This window comes from Peptoclostridium litorale DSM 5388 (assembly GCF_900141635.1).
In the GTDB taxonomy this organism is placed as follows: Bacteria; Bacillota; Clostridia; order Peptostreptococcales; family Peptostreptococcaceae; genus Peptoclostridium; species Peptoclostridium litorale.
In genome coordinates, this window is sequence record NZ_FSRH01000009.1 from 122,028 (window position 1) to 142,591 (window position 20,564).

The window sequence follows — 20,564 nt, forward strand, 5'->3', positions numbered from 1 at the left end:
AGAAGCCGGATTCAAATCTGAACCCGGCCTTTTTGCCCTATAAATATGCTATTGTTTTTCCAAAACCATATTATTTCTTGTCCAGTTCTTGAACTTTTGCCTTCCAGTCTTCATAGCTCATTCCAACCGGGAATACAGGGTCAACCTTTTCCTTTATGAATGTGTCAAAATCATCTGCTCCTGAAGCCTCAAGGAAAGAAGTGTCAACAACCGTGTCGTATGTAACTGACTCGTCAATAAATCCATGCTCTTTTTTCCAGTCTATCTCACGATTTATTTCGTCTGGGTTTACAACCCAAGTAAGAGTTCTGCCCTCTTTTACAGTCTTCTTGTAAAGAGTCATAAGCGCAACCTCTTCAGGCACATTGTAGTTTGCGGCAAATATTCTTGCCGACTCAGCAGGGTTTGTGTATATGAACTCCATAGCCTTGGTGTGGGCAAGCACAAGCTTTTTAGAAAGCTCCGGATGCTCTCTTGTAAAGTTCTTGTTCAGTGAGAATGTACAGCAAACTCCCCACTCTCCTTCAAGAAGAGAGTTAACCGCAAGTATCTTTCCAGTTCCCTCGTATTCAGCCATTGAACCCCACGGATCACATGCTGTATACCCGTCTATTTGTCCGCTCTTGAGCGCAAGGTATTTGTCAGAGTCAGAACCGAATCCTACACACTCATAGTTAGAGCCTTCAACAGGTATGTCCATTTCCTTCGCAAACTGTATCCAAGCCTCAGAGTTTTTCTCAGGCTCGTTTCCTATTCCAAGCTTTTTGCCAATAAGGTCTTGCGGACTGTTTATGTCGTTCGAAACTACAAGGTAGTAAGCCCCTCCCTTGTGGTTGTTTGCTCCTATGACTATCGGCGCTCCCTTTGCAGCCGAACTCATAAGTCCGTTTACGCCTATGTATCCCGCATCCATCTGTCCTGCGGCCATCGCCTGAGGAACCTTTCCGTTTCCAGTAACCTCGACGTTAAGTCCGAGCTCTTCAAATATTCCGGCATCCTTAGCTATCGGAGCCGCAGTCATGTGATCGCAGTTGTAGTAACCCATCTTTATCACATAGTCATCAACTGCCTTTGTCGCCTGCTCTTCCGATGGAGCATCATCAGTGTTTCCGCATCCTGAAAGCAGTGAAGCCGATACGATACACATAGACATTATAAGTGCCAGTTTTTTAGGTAGTTTCATGTTCTCTCCTCCTGTTTTGATGATTCCAAAATTTGTCGCACTGAAAATGCACTGCATGGCGCATATTCCAAAATATACAACAATTCCCTAATGAATATATCACCGCACTGAGCTTAATGACAAGTTTTTTCACATTGGTATTAAACATTTCAATGGATAATGATTCTCCATTAATTGCATCTATATTTACGCTTTTGCATATCATATATGCATCTCTTGTACATGCCCTAGTTATCAGCCCTGACCTGTTTCGCGGCACGCATTCCTCTTTGCAACCAACAAGCCCCCGCATTCCGGTTTGAAAAAATCCGTTACGCAGGGGCCTTATACTTGTCATGTGTATATTTTGTTTTGCGGATTATGGACTGCGCTAACAGCAGTCCTCCATGTCTTGGCCGAAAAGGTTTATAATTTCCATCTGCTGGAATCTGAATATGGCATAGCCCACGTTCCCGTGTTTCGAGCCCGAGACTATGAATTCAATCTCGTCCTTGTCGTCTATGTTCTTGAACTTTATTATCTGGTCCTCAGCCGGAGCCGGAACTTCATTCGATATGGAATACTCGTCTCCTCCGACTACTACCTTCATTCCATTTTTGCCTTTTTCTATGTTGTATATGACCACAAGGTCTTTTGCCCCGTCGTTTGTGACGTCTTCATACCCGCATTTTATGACCGCGTTTTCAGGGTATTTTTTTTGAAAGTGGACAAAAAGCTCGTTGTCCCGCTCAACACCCATGTCCACATTTTTGCGCTCTTCCTGCGAGCAGCCCATAAGCGTCACGCACATAAAAATCAAAATCATATAGAGTATAGACTTTCTCTTAGTCATATCAATACCTCGCAAAATTATTTAAGCCGCCTTTTTCCTGTTTTTTTCCGATATCATACGTTTGAATTTGTCCACATTGGGCTTCATGGCTTTTAAGAAGAATAGGAATATTATGAATGAGCATATGTATTTCACAGGCTCAGGCGATGCAAGTATAAGCTTGTTCGCGGCGTTTATAGTGCTTGTTGTCCTGTCAAAATTGATTACCGGCTCAAACCCGGGCATTAGGAGCTTGTTTGTCATGTATCCGAATCCAAGAGACGTCATAACGACAACAGAACTATATATTATCACAGTCCTTTTTCCCATTATCTTGTACATGCTTATAAGTTCGGGGAGATTTGTAGCCGCTCCCGCCATCAGGAATGTTACGGCCACTCCAGGTGCCGCCCCGCTTGCTATGAGTGCCGCTATGAACGGTATATGCCCTACGGCGCAGACATACATTATTGCGGCAAGCACTGCTATGCTACCAAGGGAGATCAGGTCCGGGTCCCCGAGATATCCCTGTATATAGCTTTGAGGGATTGCCGTGAGCATGAATCCCGCAAGCAGCATTCCGGGTATTACGTATTTGCTGACTGTGACAGAAAGGTCTCCGTAAGACCACTTCAAGCCTTCCTTAATCTTTTGGGAAAGGCTTCTTTTCTCGCCTTCCTCAAGTTCTATCATCCTCGCCTGTATGTGTTCTTCCACTCCAGGAGCCTTTATCTCAGGCCCTCCGAATACATTCCCTATTATACCTATTACAAGCGGTACCACAAATCCGGCTATGAGGTATATTGTAGCAACCTTGCTTCCCAAAAGCCCAAAGCTCAGTATTACGGCTATGGGGTTTATTATGGGAGTCGCCGTCATGAACGCAAGCACAGGCCCCAGATAAGCCCCCGAATAGTAAAGGCTTATCCCAAGCGGAATTGTGCCGCAGCTGCATATGGGAAGCAGCATTCCCGATACGGTGCTCTTTAATATTGAAGACACCTTTTTGTTTCCAAGCATCTTCTGGAACCTGTCTGGTGAGAGTACCTCGTGAAGCACTCCTGCAAGTATGTAGCTCATGACTATCCAGGGGGAAGCCCCATTTAGTATGCTCAGCCCAGACATTATGGTCTTTTTAATAAAAATCAGCATTCGTTCACCGCCTCTTCCACGGCTTTGGTTATACTAGCCTCAGAAAGGTTTTGAACCTTCGTCCTTTCATTTATTACTATCATGCTCCTTGTAACCATTCCGTATTTTTTGATGTATCCAAAATCCTTGCCGGCCCTGTATATTACAACTTCAACTTTTCCAGGGTACTTGATTTCCAGGTCTTCAACGAAGCCTCCGAAATGGTCGCATCATGCGCATGTATTTATGAATTCAACCAGCACTTTTTCCACGTATAACCCTCCAATCGTCAATATGATAAGTTTTTTCAACATGTTCAGGTGTATTTTCCTTCCCCATGAATGGTAACACTTACACATGCATATTGACAATAGATTGCAGCTTCACATAAATTATTTTTATAACAGTACAATCATCGATTGATTTTGTATATGATGTCTATCCAAACACACCTTCTATATACTGCCTTGTCTTTTCGTTTTCGGGAGATTCGAAAAGGCTTTTGGTGTCTGAATACTCCACTATCTCCCCGTCAAACATGAACATTGTATAGTCAGCGATCCTCTTTGCCTGCATTAGGTTGTGAGTCACTATTATTATTGTGTACTCATTCGATAGCCTGCGAAGCATCGCCTCTATGTTTGCGGTGTTTCTAACGTCAAGCGCGGAGCACGGCTCGTCGAGAAGAAGCATTGATGGCTCTACAGTGAGCGCCCTTGCTATGCAAAGCCTCTGCTGCTGGCCTCCAGAAAGTTTTTTGGCCGGCATGTCCATGCAGTCCTTGACCTCGTCGTAAAGCCCAGCGGCCATGAGCTTTTCCTGCGCTATGGCTTTAAGCCTTTTTTTGTCCCTTATACCGTGGTACGTCGGCCCGTATGTCATGTTCTGGTATATCGTCAGAGGAAAAGGAGTGGGCGTTTGAAAAACCATGCCTATCTTCTCCCTGAGCCTTTGCCTTGGCAAACATACTATGTCGCTTCCGTCAAAAATTATGCTTCCCTGTACCCTCCCGTCTTTTTCCTCTTCAACCATCATGTTGAGGCTTTTTATGAAGGTTGACTTGCCGCATCCTGAAGGGCCTATTATGGCTGTTATACTGTTTTTCATTATTTCAATGTCTACACCCTTTACTATCTCCCTGTCCCCATAGTATGAAGACAGCCCTCTTATGCTCATTATTTTATCTTGCCCGTTCAATACTATTCACCCCTTTTGAAAAATCCTGCAAGCAACGCCATGAAGTTTATTACAATCAGTATTCCTACAAGCACAAGCGCCGTTCCATACGCGTATTCAAGCGATATGCTCTCCCCTATCAGTATGTACAGGTGGTACGGAAGCGCCATTGATGGGGAGAATATGCTCTTTGGAACCCCCGAGTATACAACTCCGCCTGTAAGCATTATGGGCGCAGTGGCTCCCATGGCGAATCCGCTAGACAGGGCTATGGCAGATGCTATGTCGTATACGGACTCCCTCATGACAAGCTTTATTATTGTATATGACCTCGAAACCCCAAGCGCATACGATGAGTATATTATCTGCCTGTCTATCTCCTCAAGGCTCTTTTCAACCCTCACCTCTATGAACGGAAATATCATTATACCAAGGACTATTCCTCCCGACAGAAGCGATATCCCAAGCCCCATGTGTAGCACGAGAAAAGTGTACCCAAAGAGTCCAAGCACTATTGAAGGTATTCCCGCAGTCGACTCTATTATACTTCTTACAATGTTTTCAATAAGGCTGTTCTTGCAGTAAAACACAATATATATCGCCGTCGATATCGCAAGAAGCGACGCCACAATACAGGCTATACCCGTAAACATCAGGCTTCCCATTATAGCCGGAAATATCCCTCCGTCGCTTCCAAGGGGAAATCCCCTTGGCCTGTCTATGATGAATGTCATATCGACAACATGGGCTCCTTTTATGAATATGTATACTATTATGAACGATATGCAAAAAAACATTATTCCGGTGCTTACAATGCTCCATATCACTATCGGAAGGCTTGAGTTTTTCTTCATTTGATAATCTTCCCCTTATATCTGCATTCCCTTTTTTATGTAGTAAAATGCCATGTTTATTACAAATCTTATTATCATTAATACCAGTCCCGCTGCAAATAGGGCATGGTAGTGTATGCTGTCAATCTGGGCCCCACCCATTTCGAGCGCTATCAGAGACGGTATTGTCTGCGACTTTCCCATAAGCCTTGGAAATATGGGACTGTTGCCTATTACCATCATTACCGCCATGGTCTCTCCGCTCGCCCTCGCAAATGAAAGCACCGTTCCCGCAAGTATGGCTCTTTTAGAGCCGGGAAGTACAAGATGGCTTATCATATGTCCTCTTGAAACTCCAAGCACCTTTGATGCCTTTTCATACTGCCTTATAACTGCAACCATGCTCTCGTCGCATGTCGACACTATGTACGGCAGTGTCATTATCGCCAGTATTATTCCTCCCGCAAGCACACTTTCCCCAGATGAAAGCTCAGTGTAATCCTCTATACTTCCCACCACCACTATAAGTCCTATGAATCCGTATACAACGGAGGGTATCCCCGCCATTATGTCTATAAACGGCCTTAGCATTTTTCTAAGCCAGTCTGGCGCAATGCATGACAAAAACACCGCAGACCCCACCCCCACCGGAAGCGCTATCGCCACGGCCAAAAGCGACACATAAACGGTCGCCACTATCATGGGCAGTATTGATATTACCGGAGGGCTTCCCACCGGATTCCACCTTTCAAATCCAAACATACCTTTCAAACCTGCATATTTTATGGCAGGCATGCTCTCAAGAGCTATGAATACTATTATAAATCCAAGTATTGAAACTGCCAAAAGAGTCAGCAGTCTTACAATGCCCGAAAAAAGCCTTTCTCCATTCATAATCTATTCCTTTCCCAAGCGCTCTTTGGTTTCACCGTCACTGAATCTTTGCACTAAAATCCATTTGAACGCATTTAAAATTCAATAATAAAATCCAGAAGAAACCTTCTGGATTTTATTATATCAGATTCATATTATTTTGCAGGTACAAAGCCCATTTTTTCAACCATATTCATGCCCTCTTCAGACATTACAAAGTCCATAAACGCCTTTTCCTGAGGAAGAAGTTCTCCGTCCTTCACTATTAGAAGCGGTCTTGAAATCTTGTATGCACCGCTCACTATGTTTTCTTTTGTCGGCGCTATCCCGTCAACCTTCAAAGGCATTACCTTGCCTTCGTTTTGGTTTACCACTCCGTAAGACGCATATCCTATGGCATCCTTGTTCTCCATTATCTTTGCGACAAGAGCTCCCATTGAAGGCTCCTGTATAGCTTCGGCCTTGACCTGAGTGTCTCCCATTACATTGCTTTGGAATACAGAGTGGGCTCCACCTCCAAGGTCCCTTGTAACTACTACTATTTCGTTGTGAGGAAGCCCCGCTGCAACGTCATCCCAGTATTTGTACTCTCCGGAGAATATCTTCCTTATCTCTTCAGTTGTAAGATCATCTTTCATTCCCGCTATAGGGTTCTGTGGATTTACAGACACTGTAAGCACGTCAAGCCCAAGCTTATATTCGCTGTAGTTTGCTACCTTTTCCTTTTCCTCGTCCTTTACCTCTCTTGAAACCATTCCAAAGTCGCTTGTCTTGTCTATCACAGACTTGACCCCTGCACTTGACCCTCCGGCAGATACGAATATATCAAGGCTTGCCTCAGGAAACTCAGGATTAACCTTGTCCCATGTTTCATATTCCTCTATGAACTCAGTTGCCATTTGCGAAACTACAGGTGCAAGTGTTGAAGATCCCTTGAAAAGTATCTGCGATTTGAACTGAGGCGCGGCCTCCTCTTGTTCTGTTTGTCCGCAGCCTGTAAGTCCAAGAGTAATAACCATTACAAGCGCCAATACGCTGCTTAAAATCTTTTTCATTTTATACCCCCTCATTTTAAAATAGTTTTAACATTACAGTTTTAGTATATCAGAGTAGATGCAGGCTTTGTCATCAGTTGTTTTTATCAGAGCCCACGCTGCTATAGACTTTTTCTATAGCAGCCGATGGCAGTTCAAATGCATGAGCATTTTTTTGTGGATGTCCAGCAGGTTCATTCCTCTCATGCCTCATCACTCATACCTTGTAAGCCTGTTGACATGACTTGGAGTATAGAGCCTTTTTTTTCGCCCTGCCCTCAGGTGGTAAAGCTTTGCCCTGTCCGTGGAGTTAAGTATCATTGGGATTAAGTCAGACCCGTTCATCCTTATGCTTCCGCATGCGCAGGCCCTTTCACTGAAGCTTTCCACAGAGTCGGTCCTGAGGCCCTTTCCTATGAACATTATTGGCACGGGCTCGCCCGAATGTATGAGAATTCCATTGCTAGGGGTCGAATGGTCTGCAGTAACCACAAGGAGCACATCCTCATCCAAACCGCATAGCTCTCCAACCTGGCTGTCAATCTCTTCTATTGCCCTGACCTTGTTATGAGGATTTTTGGTGTGGGCCGCCTCGTCTGGGGCCTTCGTGTGGACGTGCACATAGTCCCAGTCCCCTTGGAGGGCAATGTCTATGGACTCCTTCAGTATAGCACTTTTAACATAGTCCATATCTAAAAGTCCCGCAAGGCCCTTCATGAGCTTGCTGCTTCCTATTATTGCCCCTTTCATTCCATTTCTATCTTCAAACCCTTCAATGTGGACATTCTCGCCCGCCCACTTGGTCATAAGGAAGTTCGCAGGTTGAAGCCCCTTTTCTATTCTTCTCTTGTTTATGTCGTGATCATAGAGTATACTGCTGCACTTTAAAAGATACCTGTTCATGACGTCTGCAGTCCTCATGGCGCTTTGTTCCTCCGTTTCAAAAGGCTCTATCCTCATTACGAACTGCTCCCTGTAAAAGGGGTCTGAGTCCGAAACCATGCTTGAAAGGCCATCCCCCGTGACCTTTAGAAAGCCGTGGCTGTCATAGGAGAAAATCCACTCGAATCTGCAGCCGTCAAAGCTCTTGGGCAGGCTTTTTGAAAGCTCAAGAGCTTCGTGCCTGGAAAGATCCTGGGTGAACCTGTCCTTAAGCAGGTATCCGCCTTCATATTCCTCAGTCCAGGCCCACGATGTCCTAAAGTATATGCTTCCGCTTTCAATGTCCAAATCCTCGCCGATTGCGTCTATTATTGTCCTTCCTGGGTATTCCTCCGCCCCGTATCCAAATAGGAGGAAATGGGCCATTTCCGTTCCAAGTGGAACCCCCTGCCTGAACGGAACCATTATCCCAGTCTGCCCAATTTTGGAGAGCCTGTCCAGATTCGGGGTCTTGGCCGCCTCAAGAGGCGTCATTCCTGAAAGCTCCGCGTGAGTCCTGTCCCCAAGTCCGTCAAGTAGAATCACAATGGTCTTCATAGCATCGCCTCTATAATTTTTATCATTTCTTCCTTCCCAGCGTTCTCGTCTCTCAGAAGAAGCCTTGTGAGCTCAACAGACGCAGGGTATACGAATTCATCCAGGAATTTCACAAGCTGGTGGGGGTCGAACATGGCCTTCCCGTCAACATCCCTGTAGTTTGAACTGTATACGCACGAAGGGTGCTTTGCCGACTCCTTCCACTCCCAGCCTATTATCTTTTCGATTTCTTCACTCGAAAGCACTCTTCTAAGCGGCTCCACCAGCTCTATGTCGAAATACTCGAGTATATTCCTGTATGTGTTGAGGCACTGCGGAAGCTGGTTGACTTTTATCCTCCTGTCGTGGAGCTCCCTCTCTCCCGCTATTATCTTAGAGCCCAGCCTCTTTGCCATGGGTATTCTCACTATGTGAAGATATGCATGACAGCCTATGCAGGGATTGTAAAAGCCGAATTTTTCAACAAGCTTGCTTACAAACCTTCCATTTATAGCGCTCCAAAGCTCTACATTGCTGTGGACAACCAGGGGGTGTATCCTCTTTTGTTCTCCAAACATGTCCCTCATTCTCTCTACAAGCTTTTCGTGGTTGTGGAAAAGATCGTCCACGTTTCCATATTCAGTTCCTGCAAATGTAGCCACTGGAAGCACGTCATTTATATCAGGCCGCTCTTCAAACGCCCTTATTATTGCCGCAACGCTGTCCCTCCCTGAAAATTCGCCTATTGCAGTGTCCTTTGGTATCGAGTTTATTATCCTGTCCAGCTCCTCTTTTCCAGTGTTGAAATGTATCATATCATCACCCCTTCTTCCCTATTATCCTTGCAACGTGGACTCCGCTTGCGCTTGCCTGTGAAAGCGACCTTGTGGTTCCGCTTCCGTCGCCTATCGCATACATTCCCTCTATTGAGGTTTCAAGCTCGTCAGTTAGCTCAAGCCTTGAGCTGTAGAATTTGACCTCCACCCCGTAAAGAAGGGTGTTTTCGTTCGCCAGCCCTGGAAACATCTTGTCAAGCTGGTATATCATCTCTATTATGTCGTCAAGCTGCCTTTTAGGAAGCACCAGGCTAAGGTCGCCCGGAGTCGCGTCAAGAGTGGGCTTTGTAAAGCTCTGTGAAAGCCTGTGGGCATTTGTCCTCCTTCCCTTTACAAGGTCTCCAAACCTTTGAACCAGCACGCCGCCCCCGAGAAGGTTTGAAAAAGAAGCTATCCTCTTTCCATAAGCATAAGGGTCGTCAAATGGCTCTGTGAACTTGTTGCTTACAAGAAGGGCGAAGTTGGTGTTGCGGCTTCCAAGGCTCTTATTTGAAAAGCTGTGCCCGTTTACAGTTATTATGCCGTCTGTGTTTTCTGTCACCACATAGCCGTTCGGATTCATGCAGAAAGTCCTTACAACGTCGCTGTAGGCCTTTGTCCTGTATTTTATTTTGGCCTCGTATATCTCGCCCGTTATGTCCTCAAGTATTTCCGAGGGAACCTCCACCCTGACGCCTACGTCCACCTGGTTGTTTATGAGCCTAAGCCCGAGCCCATCCTTGCACTGTTTGGAAAACCACTCCGCACCGCTTCTTCCCACCGCTATTATGAGAATGTCGCTTTCAAATGTCTCGTCCATGCTCTGTACGCTGAATTTGTGCTTGTAATCCGACTGGTGGACGCTCACCCTTTCTATTTTTGTCTTGAATAGGAATTCAACCCCCTCTTCTTTAAGATACTCATACATGCTCTTTAGTATGCTCAGATTCTTCTCTGTCCCAAGGTGCCTAACCCTGCCCTGGAGAAGATGCAGATCGTATTTAAGAGCCTCCTTCTTGTAAATGCTTTTGGGCTCGTATATCCCCTCGATCTCTTCCTCGGAAAGCTTTATTATCACCTCATCCACATATTCCATAAGCTCAGTGGCGCTCTTTTCGTCCATATAGTCTGTAATCCAGCCCCCGTACTGTGTGGTTATGTTGTACTTGCCGTCGGAAAACGCTCCCGCGCCTCCAAACCCGCTCATTATGGCACACGGCCTGCAGTTTATGCACTTTTTAGTCATCTTTTCAACTATGGGGCACCTTCTGTCGTATATGCTTTCACCCTGTTCAAACACCCTTATGTTAAATTTGTCCCCTGCAGTCTTTTTAATCTCGTATGCGGCAAAGAGCCCGCTGGCCCCTGCTCCTATTATGTTTATATTTTTCAATTCCATCCCTCCCCGGCTTGAATTCTCCATGTATGTATTTTTGACCTCTTCGGATATAATGTAAAACTTAAGCAGATAGTTTTTTTTATACCCATAATAGGATGTTTTTTTCAAAAAATCAAAAAAGCCCGGGAATTCCCGGGCAGGCAGACACTTGGCTAGATTTGCTCTATAAAGTTAGTATGCTTCAATCGCCATATGCGTCAAATGCTCTTATGCTGTTTATTTTTAATTGTATTTTTCCATTATGCCGCCGAGCGTATCTTGTCTCTCCTTTTCGACCTTTTCAGTTCTCTTGTATCCCTCGCTCTTTACAGTTTCATAGTAGCCCTTGAAGTGTTTTATGAAATTGCTGTCCTTTTGAGTCTTTACAGCCTTTTCATAGCTCTCCATCGCATCCTTTGAAAGCTTGTCTTCAGGCGGCTCAAATGACATTCCGTAAAGATAGAATCCCGCGTACTGGCTGTACAGTTCCTTGATCTCGTCAAACTTCTGCGAATCGGAATATTTTTCGAGGAAGTCCTCTGACCTGAATATCCTTTCAAGCAGCTCGTCCCTCGACACTGCAAGGTGGGCGTCCATGCTTGCAAATTCAGAGTATTCATCTGCAACTATGTCCACGTATGCCTTTATGTCGTCAGTCGCATTCTTTGAGTACTTCTTGTAGGCTTCATAGTTTATCACAGGATAGAAGTCGCCTTCCATCATCATAAGAAAATACCCGTTGTCTGTCATTTCCTGAACTATCTCCTTGAGTTCTTCGTCATTGACATCCCCTGCCGAGTATATTACAGATTTTTGAAGCTGAGTCATAAATTTTTGCTGTATGTCCCCTTCAAACAGCTCGCTCATCCTCTTCTCCTGCATTGTTCTTTGAGCTTCTTCAAGCTTTAATATCACATTTGATGTGTTTTCAGGCGAAAGCATGTCTATATTCTCATCTGCAAAAGCTATTATGTCCTTCTCCTCGTACTCTCCAGAAAGCAGTTTGTCGAAAGAGCCCATTATTTCAGCTTCACCTGCTGCGCTTTCCTGCTGGGCAGCTTCATTTTCCGTCTCGCCTGCGGGCTCCTGAGCTTCCTCGTCCTTCGAGCATCCTGAAAAAGCAAGCAACCCAAGCGCCAGCATCATAATAAGAATAATTTTTTTCATGTCTATCCCTCCTCGTATCTCTTATATAGACATTATATCCTTTTAGCGAGTGAAAATAGTTACAATATTGTTACAAAATTTATGTTTCTGCCCGCTCTTTAAATTAAATTGTAGTAGTTGAAATCATACTTGATCTTCGGTTCCTGCAATCTGCACTGATCCATTTTTTTCTCAACTACCTTTTTCTTCCCGTTATCGTCCATGATATTTATTGTTTTCATCAATCCATCAGAAACTTTTTCCAATTGGTGAAATGGAAATGCAACAGCCATTTCATCATCATCCCACTTGGCTCTGTGGCGTGTTCCGATACACAGCATTGAAACATTTAGGCTTCCATTCATATACGGAAATGCAGTCGATTCAGAACAAATTGCCTGATTTCCTGTTATTTGGAATGCAGGCTGCAGTCCGTAATAGTGCGAATAGCTTTGTACTATTCTCATAACTTGGTACGGCCTCGTCACTATCAGAACCACATCCGGTTCTTCTTCATCAGTATAGCTTTCTATAGGCTTAATCAAAACCCCATAAGCGCTATGGTTGCAGTAGGCCATGCGTTCTCGGACATTCTTTGAAATAACCTGGTTGTGATATAGCCCAAGCTTTTTTCCATTTTGTCCCGATATGTGATAGTCATCCATTTCAATCAGTCCAATTGCTTTTGCTCCAGCCTTGCATGCAAGCTGGTCTCCAGTCACCTTTAAATCATGCCCTTCCATCGCCGATTTCACAAGAACACAGTAATTTATTGTATTTGCTATTGTTTTGGCTTTCTCTTTCACAAAATCCTCTTTTGTAAATAAGAATGCTGCCTTCATCATAACTTTCAAGCCCGTTCATGCACCTCAGCAATGTTGACTTTCCCGCTCCACTCCTGCCGACCAGGCCATATATAGATCCCCTTTGTATATTCAAATTAATATCATCCAATACATCCAAATCTCCAAAACTCTTCTTTAGACAGCTGATTTCTATCATTTAATTTTCCTCCCAAGCCCCAAAACAAAAAGTGGCATAATATATACGCCACTTTTTTATCTTTGTCTGTAGTTTCTATTTATCATAAAGAATTATGGTTCCTTTAAAAAGCTCATCAAAAGTTGCTCTCATTTCATCGCTGTGCATAAGTTCCATAGCGTCCTTCACCCATTGCTGATCTGAATTCTTCTCATCTATCGTTAAGCTTACCGCCTGGTCAACTGCAGCCTCATCTTCCACAATAAAAGCATTTGGATCCAAACCCGCCTGAAGTATTCTAGTCGCTGGACAGATAACCGTATCTACATCGTTGATTATTCTTGCAGTTGTAGAAATTTCCGTTTCTACAAGCTCAATGTTCTTTGGATTTTCTACAATATCCAACGCATTGTAAAATACATCCTGCTTTTCGCCCAATTTGATTAGACCTATGCGTTCCAACATCTGCAAGCTTTTTTCCACATTCGTAGGGTCATTTGGATATCCTATTTTTGCATTATCAGGCAGTTCGTCAACGCTGTTGTATTTTGTAGAGTACATAGCCGTACGGTAATATGCTAACAATGGCTCAGGCATGATTAAATGACTGTTGTTTTCCTCGTTGAACGTCTTAATCCACGGAAGGTGATTGTGCATAAAGCCGTCAATATCGCCGTCTTTTGCTGCAATTGCCGCCATGTTGTTCGCATCGAAAAGCACTACTTTAGCATCATAACCCTTATCGTTAAGTTTTTCTGCAAGCACCTGCATATATGGCTCCAAGCTTGACATTCATCCCAGTTTAATTTCTTTTTTGTCCTGCGTCGATGCGCTCTCCCTATTTTGATTTTCATCAGGAGTGCCGCAGGCTGCCATGGACAATACTATGACTCCAGTTAGTAAAAGGGCTATTAACTTTTTCATTTCAGATAAGCTCCCTCTCTTTTAATTTTAGTTATATAGTAGTTTTCTTTATATCTCAAATCTAAGTATATATGCTCACTTCCAGGAAATTAAATCGATTTTCCCTATATGACATGTTATAGACTCTAATTTAAAATCATGTTGTCTATTTTTGCATTTTTGAAATTATTTCGTTGCTTTGAAATACTTACATTCTTGATACCTTGCTGAGAAACTTTGCAGTCCTTTCGTTTTTAGGTTTTTCAAATATTTCTTCAGGTCTGCCCTGCTCCACTATGTATCCCCCGTCCATGAATATGACCCTGTCCGCAGCCTCTCTTGCAAATCCCATCTCATGGGTCACTATTATCATGGTCATATGTTTTTTTGCAAGCTCCTTTATCACATCGAGAACCTCCCCTACCAGCTCGGGGTCAAGAGCCGATGTCGGCTCGTCAAAAAGTATTATGTCTGGATTTACCGCCATCGCCCTGCCTATGCCGATCCTTTGCTGCTGCCCTCCTGAAAGCTGCGAAGGGTAGCTGTCCCTCTTGTCTTCAAGGCCCACCTGCTGGAGTATTTTCATCCCTATTTTATCGGCCTCTTCCCGAGGAATCTTCTTGACCGCTGTAAGGGACTCAGTTATGTTTTGAAGCGCCGTCTTGTTTTTAAAGAGGTTGTAGCTTTGGAAAACCATGGATGTTCTCTTTCTAAGCTCGTGTATGTCATTTTTAGCGGCGCTCTTTGCATATACAGTCAGATCTCCTATGCTTATGACACCCGCATCCGGAGTCTCCAGATAGTTCATGCACCTTAAAAGGGTCGACTTCCCCGTTCCCGAAGGACCTATGACTGCAACGACTTCGCCCTTTTGTATTTCAATATCCACACCCTTCAATACCTGGATATCTCCAAAACTCTTTTTCAAATTTTCTACCTTTATCATATTGCTGCTCCTAATATGCCGAGTTTAATTTTTGTTCGAGTTTTTTCTGGGCAAAGCTCATTATCGATATTATGGCCCAGTATATTATTATCACATCCGTGAACGCTTCAAAGAACCTGTACGCGGCCGCCCCTTCCATCTGGGCCGTAGCCATTATCTCAGTGACCCCCAGCGCAAATGCCAGGGAAGATCCCTTTATTATGTCTATGAAATTATTCGAAAGCGCTGGTATTGCAACCCGTGCAGCCTGGGGCAGGACTATTCTTCTCATCATTTGAAGATATGTCATTCCGCAGGAAAGCGCCGCTTCCCGCTGCCCCTTGTCTACGGAAGATATCGCCCCTCTTATGGTTTCAGCCATGTACGCCGATGCGTTCAGGCTAAGACCTATTACAGCCGCAGTAAACGCGTCCATCCCCCTGAGGCTTGGAAAAATCTGAACCAGCCCGAAGTACAGGAAAAAAAGCTGGGCTATAAGGGGTGTGCCCCTGAAAAATGAAACATACACCCTTGTGATTGGATACAAAATTTTCACTTTGGCCTGAACAATAAGTGCAATAACAGTTGCGACCATTAGCCCGAATATCAAAGAAAGCACTGACATGGACAGCGTTACGTGCAAATATTTAAGCATCAAAGGGATCAGACCCACTGCAAATTTAAAACTGAAAACTTCCATCGATTTACCACCAATCACTCAATATATTGTCAGGCGCATTTGAACTTGTGTTATTTTCAAACTCCTTATTTCTTAGTAGTGTCCAGGTCAAACCACTTTTGAGAAAGCTCGGAAAATGTTCCGTCCTCATGCATCTCCTTTATTACCTTGCTTATGTCTTCAGCCATTTTTTGACCCTCTTCAGTTTTTGCAAATGGATATGCGTTTACTTCCGAACCGATCTCTGTCTGGGCTCCCATAAGCTTTGCATCAAGGTTTCCGTCCTTTATGACTGTCTGAGATTTTATAGCTCCCTGCCAGCACGCGTCAAGTCTTCCTGTTTCAACTTCCTTTTCAAGAGGCGTTCCATCGTAGAATTTCATGTCAAGTCCAAGATCGTACTCTTCGTTAAGGGCCTTTAGAGTCTTTTCTCCGTTTCCGCCAAGCCAAGCTCCCACCTTCTTGCCCTTCATGTCTTCTATCGTTGTATACGGACTGTCTTTTTTCACTATGAAGTCATATTTGCTGTAAGCGTATGGCTGGGTAAAATTGTATTTTTCCTGTCTTTCCTCGGTTATAGACATTTGGTGGGCAACAGTGTCGATCTGTCCCGCATCCAAAAGCCCAACAAGTCCGCTGAACTTAGACACAGTAAACTCAACCTTGTATCCCGCTCTTTTTCCTATTTCATTCCAAACATCAACCTCAAACCCCTGAAGCTTGTCGTTTTCCTTGAAACACCAAGGATTGTACGTGCCGCCTGTTCCAACTCTTATGACCTTTTCCTCTGCTGCAGGCTTTTCTCCAGCCGCCGAGGCCTTTGCCGCGTCTTCGGCTTTGTTTGCACCCCCGCATCCTACAAGCGATATAATAATCATACACACACACATTAAAATTCCCATAATCTTCTTTTTCATCGCAGCATTCCCCTTTCAACATGCCCGCAAATATCCAATTTGCGGTTTTTTTTGCATTTGCACCATATTAATCCGGCGCCACCTATATATTATTTCAGCAGAATTAAAATGTCCAATAGAAAAAATGAATACATTTTCATTCCACTATGGAAAATTATTCGTCATTTTCATGTTGTCGCATACGTGGTAAAATATCTGATACAGAATATACTCAGGGGTGGTATAGTGAAGCAGATTTCAGATATTGATTCGTTAAATAGGTTTATAAATAACAATCCGTTATGCATGGTGTATTTTTCGAACAGGCTTTGAGCTCCGTGCACAGACCTTTTGCCAAAGGTCAAAAAACTTGCAGAGGCATATGATTCTATCCCTCTGGCTCTTGTCGAAACAAGCTCTCCAAACGAGATATCAGGCCAGCTTACGGTGTTCGCATCGCCCACCGTAATAATCTTTTCAAACGGCCGGGAGATTATACGGGAGTCGAGGTTCATAGGGCTAGAATCCCTGAAATACAAAATTGACAGGCTTGTTGGATTTATGGACTGACAATAGCCTTGGCTCTTATCATTCCAACATTTTTTTGCACTGGGGCTCTATTTGGGTTAAACTATCATTATATACTATCGATCAGGAGGTTTTTTATGTATAATTTCAGTGATATGGTCTCAAACTACGCAAAGCTTGCAGTGGAAATAGGAGTCAACATTCAAAAGGGCCAGACTCTTGTTATAAACTCCCCTATTGAGTCTGCGGAGTTTGTAAGACTTGTAGCTCAGCACGCATACGACATGGGGGCCAAGAACGTTCACGTTGAATGGAATGACGAAAAGCTGGCCCTTATAAAATATATGAGTGCGCCTGACGAGGCATTCAAGGAGTTTCCAATGTGGAAGGCAAACGGACTTGAGGAGATGGCAAAGGGCGGCGCCGCTTTTCTTTCGATATACGCACAGGATCCTGAGCTTTTAAAGGATGTGGACCCAGAAAGGATATCCACAGCCGCAAAGACAAGATCACAGGCCCTTAAGGCATACAGGGACTATATAATGGCCAGCAGGGTTTCATGGTCTGTAATATCAATACCTACTGCCGGCTGGGCTGGAAAGGTTTTCGCCGGTATGCCGGAAGACGATGCAATTGCAAAGCTTTGGGACAGCATATTCAAGATAGTCAGAATAGACAGGGAAGACCCCGTTGCAGAGTGGAAAAAACATCTTGAAAACCTCGGCGAAAAAGTGGAATTCCTCAACGGCAAAAAATTCAAAAAGCTCCACTTCAAATCAAGCGTTACAGACCTTTGCGTGGAACTTCCAAAGGGCCATGTATGGGCAGGCGGGGGGGAGTTCAACCCTGACGGCGTGTATTTCGTGGCCAACATGCCTACCGAGGAGATATTCACAATGCCTCTTAAAACAGGCGTAAACGGACACGTGAAAAGCACGAAGCCCCTCAACTACGGAGGCAACCTAATAGACGACTTCTCGCTTACATTCAGGGACGGAAAAATCGTGGACTTTGCCGCTTCAAAGGGATATGAAATCCTCAAAAAGCTTATAGAGACAGACGAGGGCTCCTGCTACCTTGGAGAAGTTGCGCTTGTGCCTTACGACTCTCCTATATCAAACATGGACACTGTGTTTTTCAACACTCTGTTTGACGAAAACGCATCGTGCCACCTTGCATTTGGAATGGCATATCCGACATGTATAGAGGGCGGAGATTCAATGAGCGAAGAGGAGCTTGAAAATGCTGGAGCCAACAAATCGCTTGTGCACGAGGACTTCATGATAGGCTCGTCTGACATGGACATAAGCGGAGAGACTGAATCCGGGGAGATAGTTGCAATATTCAAGAATGGTAACTGGGCTTTTTAAAAAATATCCAGTTCAAATTAAATAAAGAGGCAGGCAAAATAACAATTGCCTGCCTCTTTATTTAATGCAAATTACAAATCTATAAAATATATTTTTCTAAGAGGCTTATTCAAACCATTTTCCCTTGATCAATTCTTTTGCTTCTCGGGTTAAAGGGATTAAATCTGTTTTGTCCAAATAGCTTACGTCAAATTTCCGATTCAGCGCTGCAAAGTGTTTTAATCCAAATGCAATCTTATTCAAATACGAAAAAACTCCAATTGCGCCCGGTGAAAAATCATTGGCGTCTTTTCCATACAGGGAACGCAAATCCGCCAAATCCCCGTAAATTTCTTCAATGGTGCTTCCATATTGTTTTAAACTGTCCGGCACATTGCCAGCTTTAATCATTTCACCCATTTTTTTGCCGCTCATCGCAGCAGCCATGGCCGCACGGCAAATGCCAATGGCCGTTACATCCCCGTCTCCATATGACAGCGCTTTGAATACCTGGTCTTCTGAAGCAAATCCACCTGTCACAGTTATAGCGGGAATCCAAAGCAGTTCTTTTTTCATCTTCTGTATTATACTGCAGATTTCATTTTCCATGACAACAGTCGGCAATGCCCATTCATTCATCATCTTGCATGGGCTGTAACCGCTGCCTCCGCCTGCGCCATCAAATGTAATCATGTCCACTCCCGCCTTGCTCCCTATTCGAAGCACCTCTTCCAAGTCAAAAGTGTCATAGCCTGCCATTTTAAAGTAAATATTTTTTGCACCCATCTCTCTCAATTCCGCAATGCGAGACACCAGGTACTCTCCATCCCACAGTGGCAGCCTTCCGTAGCTGTAAAAGTTCGGGCAAACCCCTTCCCCATATGCTTTAACTACTTGCGGATCGCTAGGATCCGGGTGTACAAGAATTCCCATACCATGTTTTTTCAAAGCTTCCTCTATGTCTTTGAGACGTCTTGCCGGCTGGGTTCCCTTTGCAGACTGCCCGAATTTGAATTCAATAGCTTCAGCGCCATGCTCTTTTATGGCGTACTCGGGAACCCCCAGCATGTCGTCTTCAACATCACACTGCAGTATGATCTGGCCGTAGCCTCTGTCATATTTGCGGAAGGCATCAAGCATCTTTTTCAAGGCTGGAAAATGGACGACTTTACCATCTTTTACCTGTAGCTCGGGGTCTTTGTCCCTGGCCTCTTCTCCAATGACACAGCACACTCCAGCCATAGCCGCCCCTGCAAAGTAATCTTCCCAGTTCATTTTTATTAGAGCAGGCAAAATCACTGGCATTGCGAGCTTTACGGGATGCACTTTTCCAAATTCCTGTCCCAGATTCACATTGAAAATATTTGCTTCGTCATATGTTGGATTTGCACCTACCGCACCGAAGACACGGCCGTTTATGTTAAAATGAGAATAGTCAATTGGATAGTCTTTTTCTGAAGCAACCTGGTTGCTTCCTGTTGTTGTGGGATATACTGCCTGGGCTCCTAGTACTGCCGCAAGTCCAATTTCACAAGTTCCAGCGCAATCCTCCGTACAAAAGGAACACATTCCTGATTGCGGCGAAAGCTTTGTACTTCTATTTTTTGTATTGTTAAAAGCTGATGATAACGCAGGCGAATAGGTCATGACATGTCCTCCTTATAAATTGATACTGTAAAGAGAGGAGAATGCGAAGCCGATTTTCCCCTCCCTGCACTGAAATCTATTTCATAAGCTCGCTCATCAGCACTCCTACGGCTTTTCCCATATCGTCATGCTTTCCAACCCTGTGAAGCGCCCTTTCTATGGTTGCAACAGTGGAAACCATGTCATGAGTGTCTATGTTGCCCATGTGGCCCAGCCTGAACATTTTGCCCGCATATGCCGCAAGTCCTCCGGCAACTATTATTCCCTCTTCCATCAGTATGTTTCTGAACTGTGCATCATCCACGCCGTCCATGTATATTATGTTCGAAAGCGTAACCGCCCTGTGCTCTTTTTCTGCCAAAACTTTAAGCCCAAGGCTCTCTACTGCAGCCTGCATGGCTCTTGCATTTTTCTTGTGCCTGTCGTATCTATTTTGCACGCCTTCCCTTTTTATCATTTCAACCGATTCCTTCATGGCCCAAATAAGGTTTATTGCAGGAGTCGCAAAGTATTTTGCCGGATTTTCCATTACTGGCAGCCATTTTTCATAATCGCAGTAGAACTCTGGTATTGTTCCCAGCGACGCCCTTCTTTCAAGCGACTTCTTGCTTGCCATTACAAGGAACAGTCCTGGAGCCACTCCAAACGCCTTTTGAGAACCCGTAAGCAGCACGTCTATTCCCATGTCTCCCATGTACTCTTCCTCTGCAGCTGTTGCGCATACCCCGTCAACTATGAATATTGTGTTTTCAAACTTTTTGACTACATCCCCTATTTCCTTTATAGGTGCTGCAACTCCCGTAGCGGTATCCACGTGG

At 44.3% G+C, this 20,564-nt stretch carries 22 protein-coding genes and 1 pseudogene; 2 read left to right on the top strand and 21 right to left on the bottom strand.

The window, feature by feature from the left end; translation table 11 throughout:
- Positions 1-70: 70 nt before the first annotated feature.
- The 19 genes from saoX to BUQ87_RS09860 form a co-directional block, all read right to left on the bottom strand.
- Positions 71-1,183 carry an ABC transporter substrate-binding subunit SaoX gene (saoX, locus tag BUQ87_RS09770; RefSeq protein ID WP_038262026.1) on the bottom strand — a complete coding sequence of 371 codons (1,113 nt, stop codon included), beginning with the start codon at positions 1,181-1,183 and terminating at the stop codon, positions 71-73.
- A gap of 370 nt (positions 1,184-1,553) precedes the next feature.
- Positions 1,554-2,015 carry a Cys-Cys-COOH (seleno)protein SaoC gene (gene saoC / locus BUQ87_RS09780; RefSeq protein WP_038262032.1) on the bottom strand — a complete coding sequence of 154 codons (462 nt, stop codon included), beginning with the start codon at positions 2,013-2,015 and terminating at the stop codon, positions 1,554-1,556.
- A gap of 21 nt (positions 2,016-2,036) precedes the next feature.
- Complete coding sequence (gene saoE / locus BUQ87_RS09785; RefSeq protein WP_038262036.1) at positions 2,037-3,146, bottom strand: efflux transporter SaoE; 1,110 nt, start codon at positions 3,144-3,146, stop codon at positions 2,037-2,039.
- The gene (gene saoT / locus BUQ87_RS15905; RefSeq protein WP_074210086.1) at positions 3,140-3,325 is read right to left on the bottom strand and encodes a thioredoxin-like (seleno)protein SaoT; all 186 of its coding nucleotides are present in this window, start codon (positions 3,323-3,325) and stop codon (positions 3,140-3,142) included. The genes saoE and saoT overlap by 7 nt, the downstream gene beginning before the upstream one ends.
- Before the next feature lie 238 nt (positions 3,326-3,563).
- Entirely contained in the window at positions 3,564-4,322 is a 759-nt protein-coding gene (locus BUQ87_RS09795; RefSeq protein ID WP_330391323.1) for a phosphate ABC transporter ATP-binding protein, read from the bottom strand.
- Positions 4,323-4,324: 2 nt separating this feature from the next.
- The gene (locus BUQ87_RS09800; protein ID WP_038262039.1) at positions 4,325-5,155 is read right to left on the bottom strand and encodes a PstA family ABC transporter permease; all 831 of its coding nucleotides are present in this window, start codon (positions 5,153-5,155) and stop codon (positions 4,325-4,327) included.
- Between the two features lie 15 nt (positions 5,156-5,170).
- A complete protein-coding gene (gene pstC / locus BUQ87_RS09805) occupies positions 5,171-6,028 on the bottom strand; it encodes a phosphate ABC transporter permease subunit PstC (RefSeq protein WP_038262042.1) in 858 nt (285 codons plus the stop codon).
- A 134-nt stretch (positions 6,029-6,162) separates the two neighbouring features.
- On the bottom strand, positions 6,163-7,062 hold the full coding sequence (locus tag BUQ87_RS09810) for a phosphate ABC transporter substrate-binding protein (RefSeq protein ID WP_038262045.1): 900 nt from the start codon (positions 7,060-7,062) through the stop codon (positions 6,163-6,165).
- Positions 7,063-7,254: 192 nt separating this feature from the next.
- Positions 7,255-8,520, bottom strand: coding sequence for a BPG-independent phosphoglycerate mutase family protein (locus tag BUQ87_RS09815; protein ID WP_038262048.1), 1,266 nt, complete (start codon positions 8,518-8,520; stop codon positions 7,255-7,257).
- Positions 8,517-9,314 (bottom strand): hypothetical protein, encoded by a 798-nt coding sequence (locus tag BUQ87_RS09820; protein ID WP_038262051.1) that lies wholly within the window; start codon positions 9,312-9,314, stop codon positions 8,517-8,519. The genes BUQ87_RS09815 and BUQ87_RS09820 overlap by 4 nt, the downstream gene beginning before the upstream one ends.
- A 4-nt stretch (positions 9,315-9,318) precedes the next feature.
- On the bottom strand, positions 9,319-10,713 hold the full coding sequence (locus tag BUQ87_RS09825; RefSeq protein ID WP_038262367.1) for an NAD(P)/FAD-dependent oxidoreductase: 1,395 nt from the start codon (positions 10,711-10,713) through the stop codon (positions 9,319-9,321).
- A 222-nt stretch (positions 10,714-10,935) separates the two neighbouring features.
- Positions 10,936-11,859, bottom strand: coding sequence for a hypothetical protein (locus BUQ87_RS09830; protein ID WP_038262055.1), 924 nt, complete (start codon positions 11,857-11,859; stop codon positions 10,936-10,938).
- A gap of 98 nt (positions 11,860-11,957) precedes the next feature.
- Positions 11,958-12,683 (bottom strand): DUF169 domain-containing protein, encoded by a 726-nt coding sequence (locus BUQ87_RS09835; RefSeq protein WP_077216451.1) that lies wholly within the window; start codon positions 12,681-12,683, stop codon positions 11,958-11,960.
- Positions 12,568-12,840, bottom strand: coding sequence for an ATP-binding cassette domain-containing protein (locus BUQ87_RS09840; protein WP_052635917.1), 273 nt, complete (start codon positions 12,838-12,840; stop codon positions 12,568-12,570). The genes BUQ87_RS09835 and BUQ87_RS09840 overlap by 116 nt, the downstream gene beginning before the upstream one ends.
- 75 nt (positions 12,841-12,915) lie before the next feature.
- Complete coding sequence (locus tag BUQ87_RS09845) at positions 12,916-13,590, bottom strand: MetQ/NlpA family ABC transporter substrate-binding protein (RefSeq protein WP_159434313.1); 675 nt, start codon at positions 13,588-13,590, stop codon at positions 12,916-12,918.
- A gap of 21 nt (positions 13,591-13,611) precedes the next feature.
- Positions 13,612-13,743 (bottom strand): hypothetical protein, encoded by a 132-nt coding sequence (locus tag BUQ87_RS15680; protein ID WP_278309051.1) that lies wholly within the window; start codon positions 13,741-13,743, stop codon positions 13,612-13,614.
- Positions 13,744-13,930: 187 nt separating this feature from the next.
- Complete coding sequence (locus BUQ87_RS09850; protein WP_038262060.1) at positions 13,931-14,668, bottom strand: amino acid ABC transporter ATP-binding protein; 738 nt, start codon at positions 14,666-14,668, stop codon at positions 13,931-13,933.
- Positions 14,669-14,678: 10 nt separating this feature from the next.
- Positions 14,679-15,347 carry an amino acid ABC transporter permease gene (locus tag BUQ87_RS09855; protein ID WP_038262064.1) on the bottom strand — a complete coding sequence of 223 codons (669 nt, stop codon included), beginning with the start codon at positions 15,345-15,347 and terminating at the stop codon, positions 14,679-14,681.
- A 65-nt stretch (positions 15,348-15,412) separates the two neighbouring features.
- Positions 15,413-16,204 carry a transporter substrate-binding domain-containing protein gene (locus BUQ87_RS09860; RefSeq protein WP_330391325.1) on the bottom strand — a complete coding sequence of 264 codons (792 nt, stop codon included), beginning with the start codon at positions 16,202-16,204 and terminating at the stop codon, positions 15,413-15,415.
- Between the two features lie 366 nt (positions 16,205-16,570).
- Between BUQ87_RS09860 and BUQ87_RS09865 the strand changes: the two are divergent.
- Together BUQ87_RS09865 and BUQ87_RS09870 are read left to right on the top strand one after the other, a co-directional pair.
- Positions 16,571-16,792 (top strand): annotated as a pseudogene (locus tag BUQ87_RS09865) (thioredoxin family protein); the annotation flags it as partial.
- A gap of 95 nt (positions 16,793-16,887) precedes the next feature.
- Positions 16,888-18,120, top strand: coding sequence for an aminopeptidase (locus tag BUQ87_RS09870; protein WP_038262071.1), 1,233 nt, complete (start codon positions 16,888-16,890; stop codon positions 18,118-18,120).
- A gap of 105 nt (positions 18,121-18,225) precedes the next feature.
- On the opposite strand, the gene BUQ87_RS09875 is transcribed toward BUQ87_RS09870, so the two are convergent.
- Positions 18,226-19,746 (bottom strand): glutamate synthase-related protein, encoded by a 1,521-nt coding sequence (locus BUQ87_RS09875; protein ID WP_038262074.1) that lies wholly within the window; start codon positions 19,744-19,746, stop codon positions 18,226-18,228.
- Positions 19,747-19,822: 76 nt separating this feature from the next.
- The coding region (locus tag BUQ87_RS09880; protein ID WP_143182449.1) for a pyridoxal-phosphate-dependent aminotransferase family protein at positions 19,823-20,564 on the bottom strand (742 nt) is incomplete at its 5' end.

Excerpts from the sequence above, each read along its gene's own strand:
- BUQ87_RS09850 (WP_038262060.1), bottom strand. The coding sequence starts at position 14,668 with ATGATAAAGGTAGAAAATTTGAAAAAGAGTTTTGGAGATATCCAGGTA.
- BUQ87_RS09855 (WP_038262064.1), bottom strand. The coding sequence starts at position 15,347 with ATGGAAGTTTTCAGTTTTAAATTTGCAGTGGGTCTGATCCCTTTGATG.
- pstC (WP_038262042.1), bottom strand. The coding sequence starts at position 6,028 with ATGAATGGAGAAAGGCTTTTTTCGGGCATTGTAAGACTGCTGACTCTT.
- saoX (WP_038262026.1), bottom strand. The coding sequence starts at position 1,183 with ATGAAACTACCTAAAAAACTGGCACTTATAATGTCTATGTGTATCGTA.
- BUQ87_RS09810 (WP_038262045.1), bottom strand. The coding sequence starts at position 7,062 with ATGAAAAAGATTTTAAGCAGCGTATTGGCGCTTGTAATGGTTATTACT.
- saoE (WP_038262036.1), bottom strand. The coding sequence starts at position 3,146 with ATGCTGATTTTTATTAAAAAGACCATAATGTCTGGGCTGAGCATACTA.
- BUQ87_RS09820 (WP_038262051.1), bottom strand. The coding sequence starts at position 9,314 with ATGATACATTTCAACACTGGAAAAGAGGAGCTGGACAGGATAATAAAC.
- BUQ87_RS09845 (WP_159434313.1), bottom strand. The coding sequence starts at position 13,590 with ATGCAGGTGCTTGCAGAAAAACTTAACGATAAGGGTTATGATGCTAAA.
- BUQ87_RS09875 (WP_038262074.1), bottom strand. The coding sequence starts at position 19,746 with ATGACCTATTCGCCTGCGTTATCATCAGCTTTTAACAATACAAAAAAT.
- BUQ87_RS09815 (WP_038262048.1), bottom strand. The coding sequence starts at position 8,520 with ATGAAGACCATTGTGATTCTACTTGACGGACTTGGGGACAGGACTCAC.
- BUQ87_RS09825 (WP_038262367.1), bottom strand. The coding sequence starts at position 10,713 with ATGGAATTGAAAAATATAAACATAATAGGAGCAGGGGCCAGCGGGCTC.
- BUQ87_RS09800 (WP_038262039.1), bottom strand. The coding sequence starts at position 5,155 with ATGAAGAAAAACTCAAGCCTTCCGATAGTGATATGGAGCATTGTAAGC.
- BUQ87_RS15680 (WP_278309051.1), bottom strand. The coding sequence starts at position 13,743 with ATGAAAAAGTTAATAGCCCTTTTACTAACTGGAGTCATAGTATTGTCC.
- saoC (WP_038262032.1), bottom strand. The coding sequence starts at position 2,015 with ATGACTAAGAGAAAGTCTATACTCTATATGATTTTGATTTTTATGTGC.
- BUQ87_RS09835 (WP_077216451.1), bottom strand. The coding sequence starts at position 12,683 with ATGATGAAGGCAGCATTCTTATTTACAAAAGAGGATTTTGTGAAAGAG.
- BUQ87_RS09860 (WP_330391325.1), bottom strand. The coding sequence starts at position 16,204 with ATGATTATTATATCGCTTGTAGGATGCGGGGGTGCAAACAAAGCCGAA.
- BUQ87_RS09870 (WP_038262071.1), top strand. The coding sequence starts at position 16,888 with ATGTATAATTTCAGTGATATGGTCTCAAACTACGCAAAGCTTGCAGTG.
- BUQ87_RS09830 (WP_038262055.1), bottom strand. The coding sequence starts at position 11,859 with ATGAAAAAAATTATTCTTATTATGATGCTGGCGCTTGGGTTGCTTGCT.
- BUQ87_RS09840 (WP_052635917.1), bottom strand. The coding sequence starts at position 12,840 with ATGATAGAAATCAGCTGTCTAAAGAAGAGTTTTGGAGATTTGGATGTA.